Source organism: Actinoalloteichus fjordicus (assembly GCF_001941625.1).
Taxonomy (GTDB): domain Bacteria; phylum Actinomycetota; class Actinomycetes; order Mycobacteriales; family Pseudonocardiaceae; genus Actinoalloteichus_A; species Actinoalloteichus_A fjordicus.
In genome coordinates this window covers 4,216,673-4,233,117 of the sequence record NZ_CP016076.1, presented here as the reverse complement: position 1 = coordinate 4,233,117, position 16,445 = coordinate 4,216,673, and the positions used below count along the sequence as shown (strand labels likewise).

The following is a 16,445-nucleotide window of genomic DNA, read 5'->3' as shown; positions in this document are numbered from 1 at the left end:
TTTCACGGTGACGGAATCACAGTATCCTGCCGCCCGCGACAAGGTCGCGATCATCGGTATCGGCTGCCGACTGCCGGGCAGCGCGTCGGACTACCGAACGTTCTGGCAGAACCTGCTCGACGGGAAAGACTGCATCACACCGACCCCGGCGGACAGATATGACGTCGGGACGCTCGGCAGCAGGGACAAGACCAAACCCGGCCGCCTGGTCGGGGGCAGAGGCGGCTACATCGACGGCTTCGACGAGTTCGACCCGGCCTTCTTCGGCATCAGCCCACGCGAGGCCGACCACATGGATCCGCAGCAGCGCAAGCTGCTCGAGGTGGCCTGGGAGGCGCTGGAGGACGGCGGGCAGAAGCCCGGCGAACTCGCCGGAACCGACGTCGGCGTGTTCGTCGGCGCCTTCACCCTCGACTACAAGATCGTGCAGTTCGCCGACCTCTCGTTCGACACGCTGGCGGCCCACACGGCCACCGGAACGATGATGACGATGGTGTCGAATCGCATCTCCTACTGCTTCGACTTCCGGGGCCCCAGCCTCTCGATCGACACCGCGTGCAGCTCCTCGCTGGTGGCGGTCGACCTGGCCTGCCGAAGCCTGCGCCGAGGCGAGACGAACCTGGCGTTGGCGGGCGGAACGCTCCTGCACATGACGCCGCAGTACACCATCGCCGAGACCAAGGGCGGCTTCCTCTCGCCCGACGGCCGATCCCGCACCTTCGACGCCTCCGCGAACGGCTACGTCCGCGCCGAGGGGGTAGGTGTGATCGCACTCAAACGTCTGGACGACGCGGTGCGTGACGGCGACCCGATCCACGCGGTGATCATCGGGAGCGGCGTCAACCAGGACGGCCGCACCAGCGGCATCACCGTGCCCAATCCCGAGGCGCAGATCAGCCTCATCGACCGGGTGTGTGCCGAGGCGGGCATCGCGCCCGGCGACCTGCAGTACGTGGAGGCACACGGCACGTCCACGCCGGTGGGCGATCCGCTGGAGGCCAACGCGCTCGGGCAGGCGCTGGCGATCGGCCGCAAGCCCGACTCGCAGTGCTACGTCGGCTCGGTCAAGACCAACATCGGGCACACCGAATCGGCTGCGGGCATCGCCGGGCTGATCAAGGTCGCGCTGTCCCTGAAACACCAGAAGATCCCGCCGCACATCAATCTGGACCACGTCAACCCGGCCATCGACCTCGCGGCGCTGCCGTATGAGATCCCCACCGAGGTCACCGACTGGCCCGCGCACGACGGACCCGCGCGCGCAGGTGTGAACGCGTTCGGCTTCGGCGGCACGAACGCCCACGTCCTGCTGGAGGAGGCGCCTCGGCCGGTCGCCGAGGAGTCGACTCATCGGGATCCTCGGCCGGGCTACAACATCCTGCCGCTGACTGCGCGCGACCCGGCGGTCCTTCCCGACCTCGTCCGGGGCATCCAGCGCGAACTGGCGGGCGTCAACGGTGCGCCTGCCTCGCTCGCGGCCGTGGGCGGCACGCTGGCGCATCGTCGGCAGCACCTCGAGTCACGGTTGTCGGTCGTGTACTCCTCGCGGGAGTCCCTGGATGAACGACTCGCCGCGTTCCTGGCGGGCGAGGCACATCCGCACGTCCTGCTCGACCAGGTGTGGGAGCAGAAGGGACGACGGCTGGTCTGGGCCTTCACCGGCATGGGGCCGCAGTGGTGGGCGATGGGCCGCCTGCTGTACGAGAGCGAGCCCGTCTATCGGGAGGCCGTGGACCGGTGCGATCGCGAGATCGCCGCGCTCGCAGGCTGGTCGCTGGTCGCCGAGATGAACGCGGACGAGGCCGATTCCCATATGGCCGAGACGTGGCTGGCTCAGCCCGCGAACTTCGCCGTCCAGGTCGGACTCGCGGCCCTGTGGCGGTCCTACGGCGTGCGACCCGACGCCGTCGTCGGACACAGCACCGGCGAGGTCGCCGCGTTCTATGAGGCGGGCGTGTACTCGCTGCGCGACGCCGTCACCGTCGTCGTGCATCGGAGCCGCCTGCAGCAGAAGCTGGTCGGCACCGGCACCATGCTGGCGGTCAGCCTGTCGGAGGACGACGCCGCCCGACGGATCGAGTCCTACGGGGACCGCGTGTCCATCGCCGCGATCAACAGCCCGACGGCCATGACGCTGGCGGGCGACGAAGACGCGCTCGCCGAGATCGCCGACGTCCTGCGCTCCGAACAGGTCTTCGCCAGGTTCCTCACGGTCCGGGTGCCATATCACAGCGCGCGGATGGACCTCGTCAAGGACGAGCTGCTGTCCTCGCTGGCCGAGATCACGCCGCAGGAGGCGAAGGTCCCGCTGTACCTGACCGCCCGGGAGGGTCTGGCACACGGCACCGAGCTGGACGCGAGCTACTGGTGGCACAACGTCCGGGACAGCGTCCGCTTCCAGTCGGCGATCGACCGGCTGGTGGACGACGGGCACGGGCTCTTCCTGGAGATCGGCCCGCATCCGGTGCTCGGCCACTCGATCCGCGAATGCCTCGACGCCCGTGCCGCCGAGGGCCGTGCCCTGCCCTCCATCCGACGGAACGAGGACGAGGCGGCTCGGATCGCGATGTCGCTGGCGAGCCTGCACAACCTGGGCGTCGACATCGACTGGACGGCCCTGCACCGCGAGGGACCGTCGATCACGCTGCCCCGGTACCCCTTCAAACGCGACCGGTACTGGGTGGAGCCCAAGCCGGTGGAGCAGATCCGCCTCGGCAGGCTCGACCACCCGTTACTCGGCCGCCGGATGGCCAACGTCGAGCCGACCTGGGAGGCGCGGCTGGACGTCGAGAAGCTGCCGTATCTCGCCGATCACCGCATTCAGGGCAACGTCGTGTTCCCGGCGGCGGGCTATCTGGAGATGGCGGTGCAGGCGGTGCGGGCGATGACCGGCGGCGCCGAGGCGACCATCGCCGACGTCGAACTGCGCAAGGCCCTGTTCCTGCCGGACGACGAGGTGAAGACGGTCCAGCTCGCCTTCTCCTCGGAGGACGCGGGATTCACCATCGCCACGGTCGGCGCCGAGGAGCAGGAGCCGAGTGTGCACGCCTGCGGGGTGCTGCGGACCGGACAGCGACGGCGACTGAACGAGCGACTGGACCTCGACGCGATCCGGGCGCGCACCGCGCGACGCCTCGACTCGCCGGACTGCTACGCGGGACTGGCCCGGCTCGGCTATGAGTACGGCCCGGCGTTCCAGTGCATCGAGGAGGTCTGGGTCGGCGCCGACGAGGCACTGGCCCGCATCCGCCCCGCCGAGGTCCTCGGCGACGACGCCGCCGGGCACCACTTCCATCCGGCGCTGCTCGACGCCTGCTTCCAGTCCCTGCTGACCCCGCAGCTCCTCGACGACCACGGCGCCGACGATCCCTCGTCCACCGGCATCCGGCTGCCGCTGTCGATCGACGAGGTCCGGTTCGCGCCGGTCGGCGATCAACCCCTGTGGGTGCATGCCGTCGTCACCCGTCGCGAGGGCGACGAACTGCGCGGCGACATCGTGGTCTTCTCCGACACGGGTGTGGCGCTGGGACGGATCGGCGGCTTCCGCGCCGCCGACGTCGAGAAGGCGGCCACGACGGTCGGGCTGGCCACGATCGACCGATGGCTGACCGAGGTGAACTGGATCGACGCGCCCCTGCCGCCGGAGGCGGTCGACGACGGGCGGGACGCACTGGGCGCCGCCGATCCGGTCTCGGCGGACTGGCTGATCTTTGCCGACGGCGGGGGAGTGGCCGACGAGCTCGCTGAGCTGGTCATGACGCGGGGCGGACGCTGCCACCTGGTGCGGCCGGGCCTCGAGTACGCGATGGCGTCGGATCGGCGGGAGTCCACCGTCGAGCCGGGGTCGGCCGAGCAGCTCGCCCGGCTGTTCGCCGAGCTGGCGGACGGCGGCGTGCCCTCCTTCGGCACCATCGTGCACCTCTGGAACCTGGATCTGCCGTCCCTCGAGGACACCGATCGGTCGGCCTTAGCCGCGCAGGAGAGCCTCGGCACCTACTCGCTCATCGCGCTCGCACAGACGCTGTCCGCGAGTGCGGCGGACGACTCCCCGGCGGCGGGCAGGCTGCACATCGTCACTCGAGGTACGCAGGCGGTGTCCTCGGATGACCAGGTCGAGCCGCTCGGCGCACCTGCCTGGGGCGTCGGTCGGGTGCTCTGGAACCAGGAGCTGATCCCATACCGGGGCAAGCTGATCGACCTCGACGCGGCAGCCGGCCGCGCGGCGGACTCGCGACTCGCCGAGGCACGGGCGCTGCTGCGTGAGGCCTCGATCGTCGACGAGGACGAGATCGCGCTGCGAGCGGACGGGCGCCGGACCAGCAGACTCACGACGGCGGAGGACCTGACCCGTCCGCTGCCCCTGCGCCTGCGCCCCGACGGCAGCTACCTGGTGACCGGCGCCTTCGGCGCGCTGGGCAGGCTGCTGTGCCGCACTCTCGTCGCCAGGGGCGCCCGTCGACTGATCCTCGTCGGTCGCACGCGGCTCCCGGCGCGCGATCGGTGGCACGAGGTCGATCCGGACACTCCGGCGGGACGCGGGGTGCGGCTGCTGACGGAACTGGCCTCGGCGGGTGCCGAGACGATCCTCGCGCCGCTGGACATCACCGACGAGGACGGCCTCACGTCCTGGCTGGCCGAGTATCGGGCGAACGCCTCCTCGCCGATCCGAGGGGTGTTCCACCTCGCGGGCCACGTTCGCGACACCCTGGTCCCGGACATGGACCGCACGATCTTCGACGCCGTCCACGATCCGAAGGTGGTCGGCGCCTACCTGCTGCACCACCACCTGCGCGACGAGCCCCTCGACCACTTCGTGCTCTTCGCCTCGGTCGCCTCGCTGCTGACCACGGCGGGCCAGACCAACTACGCGGCGGGCAACGCGTTCCTGGACGCCCTGGCCCATCACCGGCGGGCCCGTGGGCTGCCTGCGCTGAGCATCGACTGGGGCCCGTGGGCCACCGGCATGATCGAGGAACTCGGGCTGATCGACCACTACCGCAACAGCCGGGGGATGAGCTCCCTGTCGCCGGACGCGGGCATGGCCGTCCTCGAACGTGTCATCGGCCAGGATCGGGCGCAGCTCCTGGTCGCCACGGTGGTGGACTGGCCGGTCTTCCTCGCCTGGTATCCCTCGCCGCCGTCGCTGGTGGCCGAACTCGCCGCCTCGGCCACCGAGGCCACGGCCGACGGCAGCAGCTTCCTGGACGCCTTCCGCGACGCGGACGAGGAGAAGCGGCGGCTGCTGCTGACCGAGCACTTCACGGCGGTGGTCGCCACGGTGCTCCGAGTGAAGACCGAACAGGTCGACCCCTCGATCAGCCTCGGCGCCCTCGGACTCGACTCGCTGCTGGCGATGGAGCTGCGGGCCAGGATTCACACCGAGCTGAAGGTGGCGTTGCCGGTGGTGGCGCTGTTGAGCAGCGCACCGATCAGCGAGGCCGTCGCCCAGCTCCATGACGGACTCGTCGAGCTGGTCGCCGCAGGCGACGACGACGCGGCGGCCGACGCGGTCGAGCTCTACGACGACGAGCGAGCGCATCCCCTCACCCAGAACCAGACGGCGCTGTGGTTCCTCAAGCAGCTCAGTCCCGACGGCTTCGCCTACAACATCGGCGGCGCCGTGGAGGTGCGCGTCGAACTCGAACCCGAACTGATGTTCCAGGCCGTGCGCACGCTGATCGCCCGGCATCCCAGCCTGCGAGCCAACTTCACGCTGCACGAGGGCAGGCCGGTGCAGCAGCTTCGCGACGTCGCGGACATCCCCGACGACATCGCGCTGTTCGACGTCGTCGGCCGCGACTGGGACGACATCTACCAGATGATCATCCAGGAGTACCGCAAGCCCTACGACCTCGAACGCGATCCCCTGATCCGGTTCCGGCTGTTCAAACGCGCCGACGACCGCTGGGTGATCATGAAGGCCGTTCACCACATCATCTCCGACGCGATCTCGACGTTCACCTTCATCGAGGAGCTCCTCGCGGTCTACGAGGGCCTGCGCGAGGGTCGCAGCGTCGAGCTGGCACCGCCGTCGGCGAGCTACCTGGACTTCCTCAACTGGCAGAACCGATTCCTGGCCGGGCGCGATGCGCAGCGGATGCTCGACTACTGGCAGGATCACCTGCCCGCCGAGGTCCCGATCCTCAACCTGCCGACGGACCGGCCCCGGCCGGTCGTGCAGACCTACAACGGGGCCTCGGAGTTCTTCGCCCTCGACGCCGAGTTGAGCGCACGGGTGCACGCCCTGGCCCGGGAACACGACGTCACGGTGTTCATGGTCCTGATGAGCGCCTACTACGTCCTGCTGCACCGCTACACCGGTCAGGACGACGTCATCGTGGGCAGCCCGGTGACCGGCAGGACGCAGAAGGAGTTCTCGTCGGTCTACGGCTACTTCGTCAACCCGCTGCCGCTGTACGTCGACCTCGGGGGCGCCCCGTCGGTCGCCGCGCTGCTGGAACAGGTGCGGGCCACCGTGCTCAACGGGCTCGACAACCAGGAGTACCCGTTCGTGCTGCTGGTCGAGAAGCTGGGGCTGCAACACGACCCGAGCCGCTCCGCGGTGTTCCAGGCGATGTTCATCCTGCTCGTCCACAAGGTCGCCACCGAGAAGTACGGCTATCGGCTGGACTACATCGAGCTGCCGGAGGAGGAGGGCCAGTTCGACCTCACCCTCTCGGTGTACGAGGAGGAGGCGGACCAGCGGTTCCACTGTGTCTTCAAGTACAACACCGACCTGTTCCTGTCCGAGACGATGCGGCGGATGGCGTCGCATTACGTCACGGTGCTGGAGTCGTTGACGCAGGCGTCCGCGTCGACGCCGATCAGCAGGCTCGACCTGCTCGGCGTCGAGGAGCGCAGCCGCATCCTCGGCGAGTTCAGCGGCGTCGGTCGCGTCGTCGAGCACGAGGTGCCGGTGCACGAGCTGATCAGCAGGCAAGCCGCCGAGCAGCCCGACGCCCTCGCCGTGTCGTCGCCGCCCGCCGCGGCGGCCGACGCCGGGGGCGAGGCGCAACCCGCGCGACTGACCTACGGCGAACTCGACGGCCGGGCCGCGCGCCTGGCGGGCAGGCTGCGTGCCCTGGGCGTCGGACCGGGCTCGGTGGTGGCGCTGTGCCTGGAGAAGTCGCCCGAGCTGATCGTCACGGTGCTGGCGGTGCTCAAGACCGGCGGCGCCTACCTGCCGCTGGACCCCGACCACCCGACCGACCGGCTGGCCTTCATGGTCCGCAACGTCGACGCCGCGTTCGCCGTCGTCGACGCCGCCCGCCGTGATCGCCTGTCCGGACTCGTCGTCCAGGACGTGCTGACCCTGGAGGACCTGCATCGCGAGGCCGAGACCGCACAGCCCCTCGACCCCGAGCCGGTCGATGCGGCGTCCCCTGCCTACGTCATCTACACCTCAGGCTCGACCGGCAGGCCGAAGGCGGTGCAGGTCAGCCATCGCAGTCTCGCCTCGGCCTACGACTCCTGGCGCGGCGAGTACCGCCTGGACACCGACGTCCGGGTGCACCTGCAGATGGCGAGCTTCTCCTTCGACGTCTTCACCGGGGACCTGGTCCGCGCGCTGTGCTCCGGGGGGACGCTGGTCCTGGTCACCCGTGAGCTGCTGTTCGACACCGCGCGACTGCATCGGACGATGCTGGCCGAGCGGGTCGACTGCGGCGAGTTCGTCCCGGCGGTCGTCCGGGCGCTGATGAACACCTGCGACCACGAGGGGCTGCGACTGGACTTCCTGCGCCTGCTGATCGTCGGCTCCGACGCATGGAAGGTCGAGGAGTACCAGCGGCTGCGCGACCTGTGCGGGCCGCAGACCAGGGTGGTCAACTCCTACGGGCTCAGCGAGGCGACCATCGACAGCGCCTACTTCGAAGGCTCGGCCGACGGCCTGGAACCGAGCCAGATGGTGCCGATCGGCAGGCCGCTGCCCAACAGCACGCTCTACATCCTCGACGAGCACGCCCAGCCGGTTCCGGTCGGCGTCCCCGGCGAGCTGTGGGTAGGCGGCGACGGCGTGGCCATCGGCTATGCGGGCGACGCGGAGCAGACGGCGCGGCGGTTCGTCGACTGGGCGCCGACGCCGAGCGGCCTCGCACTCGACCCGGCGTCGACGAACGGGTCCGGCCCCAGCAACGGGCACGTGTCGGACACGGCAGCGGTGCCGGGCGCCGAGGCGATGCGGCTGTACCGCACCGGTGACCTGGCGCGCTGGGACGCCGAGGGACGAGTGCAGCTCCTCGGACGGGTCGACGGACAGGTCAAGGTGCGCGGCCATCGCATCGAGATCGGCGAGATCGAATCGCAGCTGGCCGACTGGCCGCAGCTGGCGGAGGCCGTCGTGACCTTGCGACCGGACGCACGCGGCGAGCAGACCTTGTGCGCCTACTGCATCGCGTCGCCCGGCGCGGAGCTGGACCTGCGCGACCTGCGCAGTCACCTGGCCGAGCGGCTGCCGACCTTCATGATCCCCTCGCACTTCGTGGCGCTGACCGCGCTGCCGCTCTCGCCCAACGGCAAGGTCGACCTCGCCGCCCTGCCCGCACCGAGCGGCGAACACGACGAACAGGAGTACGAGCCGCCGGTGACCCTCTACGAGGTGCGGATGGCCGAGCACTGGAAGTCGCTGCTCGGACTCGACCAGGTGGGCCTGCGGCACGACTTCTTCGAGTCGGGCGGCAGCTCGATCAGGCTGATCGAGCTGATCTACCACCTCCAGGCGGAGTTCGGCATCAGCATCCCTGTCAGCCAGCTCTTCACCGTCACCACCCTGCACGGCATGGCCAGGACCGTGGAGCACATCGTCACCGGTCGGCTGGCGGGCGCCCGCCCCTACCTGCGGTTCAACATCGGCCAGGGGCCGAGGGTGTTCTGCTTCCCACCTGCGGGCGGCCACGGCCTGATCTACCGCAGGTTCGCCGCCCACCTGCCAGAACACGAGTTCGTCGCGTTCAACTACCTCGCCGGGGACGACAAGGTGACGCAGTACGCGGACCTGATCGAGGAGCTCGCGCCGGAAGGCCCGTGTCCGCTGTTCGGCTACTCGCTGGGCGGCAACCTCGCCTTCGACGTCGCCAAGGTCCTGGAGTCCAGAGGACGGGTGGTCCCGAACGTGGTGATCATGGACTCCTATCGGATTCCGGAGGCCTTCGAACTGGGCAGCGAGCGCTTCGAGGCCTTCGAACAGGAACTCGGCGAGCACCTGCGCAAGCACACCGGCTCGGAGATCCTCACCCAGGAGACCCTGGAACAGGCCAGGGACTACATCCGCTTCTGCAGCCGCACGCCGAACCTCGGGATGGTCGGCGCCTCGGTCAGCGTGATCTCCGACGAGCAGAAGGTGGAGTTCTACGGCGCCGCGCAGCGCGGCACCTGGCACGGCACCTCGACCACGAGCACCTCGGTGTTCCGCGGCTTCGGCAGCCACGCCGAGATGCTCGACGAGGACTTCCTCGCGGGCAACGCCGGTCTGACCAGGGAGATCCTCACGGGAGGTGGCGTCGGTGGTGCGTGACCTCGTCGCCGGGTGGGGCAGCCGCGAGCGCCCACCCGGCACCAGGCCGAGGGTGCTGGTCATCGGGGCGGGGGTCGCCGGGATGTCCACCGGCTGCTACGCCCAGATGAGCGGGATGGAGACCCGAATCCTGGAGAAGCACGTGCTGCCGGGCGGCTGCTGCACCGCCTGGTCTCGCGACGGCTACATCTTCGACTACTGCATCGAATGGCTGATCGGCACCGCCGAGGGCAACGACGCCAACCAGGTGTGGCGGGAGCTGGGCGCGCTCGACGGCAAGACGATGCGGAACTTCCCGGTCTTCAACAAGGTCGTCGACTCCGACGGCCGATCGGTGACGTTCTACAACGATCCCGATCGGCTGGAGGCACACCTGCTGGCGATCTCGCCTGCAGACCGGAAGCTGATCCAGCAGTTCTGCCGCGACCTGCGGCGCTTCATCGCGATCGACCTGTATCCCTTCCTGACGCCGCCGCCGTTGGAGAGCGTCGGCCAGAAGCTCAAGAAGCTGCGCACCGTCCTGCCCGCCTTCCGACTGTTCTGGCGGACGGCCGCCACGCAGATGCACACCTTCGCGGACCGGTTCACCGATCCGCTGCTGCGCAAGGCGTTCCGCAACATCTTCTTCCAGGACCCGGAGGACTTCCCGCTCCTGCCGTTCCTGTTCAACATGGCCAGCGCCCACAACGACAACGCGGGCTTCCCGCAGGGCGGCTCGCTGGGCCTGGCCCGTTCGATCGAGGAGCGCTACACCTCCCTCGGCGGGGACATCACCTATCGGGCTCGGGTCGGGCGAATCCTGGTGGAGGACGACCGGGCGATCGGCGTCGAACTCAAGGGCGGGCAGCGGCTCTACGCCGACCACATCGTCGCGGCGTGCGACGGCCGCACCACGATCTACGACCTGTTGGAGGGGCACTACACGGGTCCGACCATCGACCGCCTCTACGACGAGCTGCTGACCAGGCCGGGAACCCTGTTCCCCGCCGTGGTCTCGGCCTTCGTCGGCATCGAGGGCGACTTCCATCCGGACCAGATGCACAGCACGACGTATCTGCTGTCCGACGAGGAGGCCGCCGAGCTGCCTGGCGCGCTGCAGAACAGCGTCGTCGTGCAGCTGCGCTCCCAGTACTCCGACGGCTTCGCGCCGGAGGGCAAGTCGGTGATCCACTGCACCTACTTCAGCGACTACTCCTACTGGAAGACGCTGCGCACCTCGAATCGCCGCGAGTACTGGGCGCAGAAGCGCAGGCTCGCCGACTTCGTCCGGAACCTGCTGGCCCGGCGGATGCCCGACCTGGCCGATCGGATCGAGCTCGTGGACGTGGCCACGCCTGCGACGACCAATCGCTACACCGGCAACTACGACGGCAGCATCCTCGCCTGGAAGGCCTTCTCCGATGCCGACGACCTCGCCGCCAAGCTGATCAACAAGGAGCACATGCGGCTGCCCGGGCTGCACGGCTTCTCCATGGCGGGCCAGTGGGTCGGCCTGGGCGGCCTGATCCGCGCCGCGTCCACCGGGCGATTCGTCACGCAGTTCCTGTGCGAGGAGCTGGGCCTGGAGTTCCAGGCCTGGGAGAGCCCCGCAGGCGAGCCGTGGCATCCCGACAAGCTCGGCCACCTTCCCCAACTCGACTCCCGGCCCGTGCAGTAACCGATCGAGGCGTCAACTCCGAGGAGCAGATCACATGGCACGCACCACCACCCCGACACGCCCGAGGAAGACGATGATCATCATCGGCGCGGGCCTCGGCGGACTGTCCACCGGCTGCTATGCACAGATGAACGGCTACGAGAGCCGGATCTTCGAGATGCATGAGTTCCCCGGCGGGTGCTGCACGTCCTGGGATCGGGGGAACTTCACGTTCGACTGCTGCATCAGCTGGCTGTTGGGCAACGGGCCCGGCAACGAGATGCACCAGATCTGGCTCGAGCTCGGTGCCCTGCAGGGCAAGGAGATGCGGCACTTCGACGTCTTCAACATCGTGCGCGGCCGGGACGGCCAGGCGGTCTACTTCTACTCCGACCCCGATCGACTCCAGGCGCACCTGACCGACATCTCACCCGAGGACGCCCGGCACATCCGCGACTTCTGCGACGGCCTGCGCAAGTTCAAGAAGGCTCTTGCGGTGTACCCGTTCCTCAAACCCGTCGGTCTGATGAAGACGACCGAGCGCTGGCGGATGCTGTCCCGCTACCTCCCGTACTTCAACGTCGTCCGCAAGTCCATCAGCGTGCTGATGTCGGACTACTCGGCGAAGTTCCGTCATCCCCTGTTGCGCGAGGCCTTCAACTTCATCCTGTACGAGCGGCATCCGGCCTTCCCGGTGCTCCCGAACTACTTCCAACTCGCCTCGCACGCGAACCTGTCCGCAGGCGTGCCGGAGGGCGGGTCGATGGGCCTGGCCCGGTCGATCGAGGAGCGCTACCAGCGGCTCGGCGGCGAGGTCACCTACAACGCCAAGGTGGAGGAGGTGATCGTCGAGGACGACACGGCGGTCGGCGTCCGCCTCAGCGACGGCCGTGAGGTCCGTGCCGACATCGTGGTCTCGGCCGCCGACGGGCACACCACCACGATGAAGTTCCTCCAGGGCCGGTACCTCAACGACGAGTACCGCAAGCTCTATACCCAGACCATCGAGGAGCCGGGCATGGTGTTCCCCGGCTACTTCATCCTGTTCCTCGGGCTGCGCCGTCCGTTCCCCGAGGGCGAGCCGTGCACCACGTATCTGCTCACCGAGGACGAGGCGGCCGACATGATCGGCATCCGCCACTCGAGTATGAACGTCCAGTTCCGCAGCATGCACTATCCGGAGTTGTCTCCCGAGGCGACGACCGTCGTCTACGCCACCTACTTCTGCGACATCGCACCGTGGCGGGAGCTGAACGACGGGCCGGAGCAGGCCAGCCGGATCCGTAAGGGCGAGGAGCTGCACACCCTGCCGGTGCGGCACGGGCGCGACTACCACCAGGCCAAACGGCAGGTGCGCAACGCCATCCTCTCGTTCCTGGAGAAGCGGTTTCCCGGCCTGACCGACGCCGTCGCGGTGCGCGACATGTCGAGCCCGCTCACCCAGGTCCGGTACACCGGCAACTACGACGGCACGGTGCTGGGCTGGCAGCCGTTCGTGGAGAGCGGCGAGACCCTGGAGGTCCTGGTCCGCAAGTACGGGCCGGGGCTGCCCGGCCTGAAGAACTTCTACTTCTCCGGGGTGTGGGCCACCACGGGCGGCCTCATCCGGGCGGCGGCGGCGGGCCGACACGTCATGCAGTTCGTCTGCCGGGACGACGGCCGCGAGTTCACCGCCTCGATCGACGAGACGAAGCCGCTGCCGACGCACGTCGTCATCCCGGTCGGACCGTCCCGGCGGCCCGCAGCGGAGCCCGCCCCCGAACCCGTCGCCGCAGGATCGCGGTCAGCAGAGCGAGGAGCACAGTGAAGATCGACAAATGGGTCGTTGCCGAACACCAGGCGGGCGTCCCCGACGTACGCCGGATCTACGAGAAGGTGACGGAGGATGTGGACGTCGTCCTGAAGGACGACGAGATGCTGCTCAGGACGCTGTACGTGTCGGTCGATCCCTACCTCCAGGGCATCGCGCTGGACACGCCGATCGGGGACCACATGGGGGCGGACTCGATCATGGAGGTGATCGAGGCCGGCCCTGCGGCCGCCCATCAGCCGGGCGACCTGGTGCAGGGCTTCGGCGGTTGGCGCAGCCATGTCGTGAGCAACGGCACCCCCGCTCTGTGGCAGACCGGGACCTTCCCGATGGTGTTCCCGTCCTATCGTCGGCTTGACCCGGCCGACTACGACGAGCGGCTGCCGATCTCCACGGCACTGAGCATCATGGGCGGGCCGGGCATGACCGCCTGGGGCACGTTGACCAAGTTCATGACGATCCGAGACGGCGACACGGTCCTCATCAGCGGGGCCTCCGGCGCGCTCGGGTCGCTGGTGGGCCAGCTCGCGATGCGGGCCGGGGCGCGGGTGATCGGCACGACCGGTTCGGCGGCGAAGGCGGAGTACCTCATCGGACTCGGCTTCGACACGGTGGTGGACTACCGCCAGGGCGACGACGCGGACACCGTGCGGGCTGCGTTGTCGGCGGCGGCGCCAGACGGCATCGACAGGTACTTCGACAGCCTGGGCGGCACGATCACCGACGTGGCGTTCACGATGCTGAACATCGACAGTCAGGTGGCGGTGTGCTGGCAGTGGGCGACCCAGGTCGGCGCCGAGTACGTCGGACCGAGGCTGCTGCCCTACATCATGTTCCCGCGCACGACGATCCGAGGGATCTTCTCGCTGGAGTGGTTCACCGAGCAGAACTGGGCAGCGCTGCACGAGGAGGTGGGCGGCCTGGTCCGCCGAGGCGAGATCGCCTACGACCAGACCATCCGAGAGGGCTTCGACGACATCCCCGACGCCTATCGGAGCCTGTATGTGGACCGGGACGCCAATCGCGGCAAGGTGCTGGTGAAGCTGTGAGCGATCCGGGTGTGGGCTGCCTGCTGGACTGAACAGGCGGTCCGGGTCGGTGCCCGACGCACGGGGCCGATAGGGAGGGTAAGAGCGGGGGCCGGGGCGGCCGGGCGGTCGTCCCGGCCCGATGGGGCAACTACACGGAGCCCCCGGTGCGGCGGTGCGGTGGCCGTCGCCGGTCGGGTCGAGTGCGCCGCACCGTGTCCGGTCGACCCGTCGAGGACACGGCGATGCGCAGTACACCCACCGGCGCTGTGATCAGCCGTGTCCTCGGTCCCTGCATTGCGGACTCGCCGCTGTTCGCGCTCTTCTCACTGGTCACGGCCACGCCGCCCGGCCGTGTCCTGGCGAGGCCGGTCAGCCGCTCGCGGCCCCGCCGTCGGTCGCCGATCGCTCTCTGGCCTCGCGGAGGCTGCTGATCAGCTCGCCGACGCCGGGCACGGTGTTGCGATCAGGCCAGTCGGCCGGTTCCCACAGGCCTGCCTTGGTGAGCGAGCGTCCGCAGTGCAGGAACAACTCGTCGATCTCGACCAGGACGGCCAGCTTCGGGGTCCTGCCCCGCCAGCGCCAGCCGGGGCAGGAACGGGGCGTCCCTGACGAGGGTCGCGCGCTCGTTCACCCGCAGCGTCTCGCGCATGCCGGGGACGAGGAAGAGCATGCCGACCCGCGCGTGCGACAGGATGTTCCGAAGGCTGTCGAGCCTGCGGTTTCCCTCCCGATCGGCGAACACCACCGAGCGGCCGTCCGCCGTCACCGCCGACGCTGCCGGGCGGGTCTCCCCTCGGGGAGACGTCGAGACTGCCGTCCGCGCCGGTCGTGGCGAGCAGGAAGAAACGGCGAGGCCCCGATGAACCGCCGAGACTCGGCGTCGACGAACGGGATGGCCTTCTCGGCGATCCTCGGCAGGGGCTCGTCGACGATCTCGCGAAGCTCGGCCTCGGTGGTCACCGCCCGAACGTCCTCGGTCGGGTCGAGTCGTGCTGTCATGTCGCCTCTCGTCGGTGTGCTCGTCCCCGGCGACGGCCGCGGCCCGCCTGCCCTCGGATCGCCGCCTGCCCGCGCACCACCGGTCTGCGGGGGCGCGGGCGGCGGCGTCGAGCATCAGTCGTCGGAATCCGTCGGCTCCGGGGTGCTGTCGGCCCGCCAGTAACCGCCGAAGTAGCCCTGACCGCGATCCCAGCCGAGTTCGGTGAGCAGGTGCCTGCGCAGCTCGCGGATCATGCCGGACTCGCCTGCCGTCCACGCGTAGGCGGTGCCCGAGGGCAGATCGGCGTTCCGGACGGCCTCGACGAGCCGGGATACAGGCGTGGTCTGGCTTCCCGTCCTGGCGAGCCAGGTGATCTCCACGTCTCCGCCGGTGTCGAACTCCTGGACGTCGGCGTCGCTGGCGACCTCGACGAAGGCGCGGACGCGGGTGCCCGCCTGCAGCGTCTCGATGATCGCGCCGATGGCAGGCAGCGCCGTGTCGTCGCCGACGATGAGCTGCCATTCCGACGGACTCGGGTGGTACTCCACGCCGCTGCCCGCCGGATGACGCACGTCGGGGCCGAGCAGTCCGAGGACGTCCCCGGGCCGGGCCCGGATCGCCCATCGCGATGCCGGGCCGACATCGCCGTGCACCGCGAAGTCGATGTCGATCTCCTGGACGTCCGGGCGGTGGGTCCGGATGGTGAAGGTCCGCATGATCGGCCGGACCTCGTCGGACATGTCCTGGTAGGCCTGGTACCAGTCGTCCGGCGGGGGCAGCGCGGGCACGTCCTGGCCCGGCAGCGGAAAGAAGAGCTTCACCCGCTGATCAAGGCCGCCGCTGGTGAACCCGGCCAGGTCCGGACCGCCGAAGGTGACCCGCACCATGTTCGGGGTGAGGGAACGGACGGCGGTCGCGGTGATGTAGAAGAGGGAGAACGGCCGCACCACGGCGGAGCGTGCGGCGCGGATCTCGGTGTTGACGGACATCGGCTGCTCCTGCACCGACGGTCGCGGGGGACCGTCTCATGTCGACGTGATTCGTTCTCGGCGACCACGGTGCTGCGTGCGTCGACACCGGATCGTGCCCGCCCGGAAGGCCGAGCAGGGCCGCCGCGAGTGGGCCCCGGAGGCGCGGCGGGGTGGAACTCATCAGGAGACTCTCCGGGTGTTGCTTAGCCTTGGCTGCCCTAAAGTTCGGTAAGCCTAAGTTATCTGACGTTCGGCTGGATCGTCCCCGCCCATGAACACGGTCACATCTCGGATCGGGGCCGTGGCCGGGCCGGCTGAGCCGGGCCGAGTCGGTGGCAGGGTCGGGCTGGAACGTGGCCGAGCCGGGCGAGGGCCTGCCGGTCCGTTCGGTCCGGACAACGGCACGCCGTACAGCTGGGTCGCCGTCGGTGCTTTATCGGTCGCCGGTCGGTCGCCGCCCCGCACCGCGAATCGTGCACCGGTCTGCGGTGCCCACCGCGCCTCCGA

General features: G+C 69.4%; 7 protein-coding genes. 4 read left to right on the top strand and 3 right to left on the bottom strand.

Features of this window, described 5'->3' with window-relative positions; all coding sequences use genetic code 11:
* Window positions 1–7: 7 nt before the first annotated feature.
* Genes UA74_RS18040 through UA74_RS18025 form a run of 4 tightly spaced genes read left to right on the top strand, consistent with a single transcriptional unit; the run spans window position 8 to window position 14,006 of the window.
* Complete coding sequence (locus UA74_RS18040) at window positions 8–9,511, top strand: non-ribosomal peptide synthetase/type I polyketide synthase (RefSeq protein WP_075741317.1); 9,504 nt, start codon at window positions 8–10, stop codon at window positions 9,509–9,511.
* The gene (locus tag UA74_RS18035) at window positions 9,501–11,168 is read left to right on the top strand and encodes a phytoene desaturase family protein (RefSeq protein WP_075743942.1); all 1,668 of its coding nucleotides are present in this window, start codon (window positions 9,501–9,503) and stop codon (window positions 11,166–11,168) included. The genes UA74_RS18040 and UA74_RS18035 overlap by 11 nt, the downstream gene beginning before the upstream one ends.
* Window positions 11,169–11,202: 34 nt before the next feature.
* Window positions 11,203–12,954, top strand: coding sequence for a phytoene desaturase family protein (locus UA74_RS18030; RefSeq protein WP_075741316.1), 1,752 nt, complete (start codon window positions 11,203–11,205; stop codon window positions 12,952–12,954).
* Window positions 12,951–14,006, top strand: coding sequence for an MDR family NADP-dependent oxidoreductase (locus tag UA74_RS18025; protein ID WP_075741315.1), 1,056 nt, complete (start codon window positions 12,951–12,953; stop codon window positions 14,004–14,006). The genes UA74_RS18030 and UA74_RS18025 overlap by 4 nt, the downstream gene beginning before the upstream one ends.
* 445 nt (window positions 14,007–14,451) lie before the next feature.
* On the opposite strand, the gene UA74_RS33700 is transcribed toward UA74_RS18025, so the two are convergent.
* The 3 genes from UA74_RS33700 to UA74_RS18015 form a co-directional block, all read right to left on the bottom strand.
* Complete coding sequence (locus UA74_RS33700) at window positions 14,452–14,754, bottom strand: PNPOx family protein (RefSeq protein WP_232237312.1); 303 nt, start codon at window positions 14,752–14,754, stop codon at window positions 14,452–14,454.
* A complete protein-coding gene (locus UA74_RS33695; RefSeq protein ID WP_232237311.1) occupies window positions 14,751–14,987 on the bottom strand; it encodes a hypothetical protein in 237 nt (78 codons plus the stop codon). The genes UA74_RS33700 and UA74_RS33695 overlap by 4 nt, the downstream gene beginning before the upstream one ends.
* 114 nt (window positions 14,988–15,101) lie before the next feature.
* Window positions 15,102–15,956, bottom strand: a complete 855-nt coding sequence (locus tag UA74_RS18015; protein ID WP_075743941.1) for a siderophore-interacting protein — start codon at window positions 15,954–15,956, stop codon at window positions 15,102–15,104.
* Between the last annotated feature and the right edge of the window lie 489 nt (window positions 15,957–16,445).

What these genes read in the sequence shown, in the direction of transcription:
- UA74_RS18015 (WP_075743941.1), bottom strand. Translation starts at nt 15,956, where the DNA reads ATGTCCGTCAACACCGAGATCCGCGCCGCACGCTCCGCCGTGGTGCGG.
- UA74_RS33695 (WP_232237311.1), bottom strand. Translation starts at nt 14,987, where the DNA reads ATGACAGCACGACTCGACCCGACCGAGGACGTTCGGGCGGTGACCACC.
- UA74_RS18030 (WP_075741316.1), top strand. Translation starts at nt 11,203, where the DNA reads ATGGCACGCACCACCACCCCGACACGCCCGAGGAAGACGATGATCATC.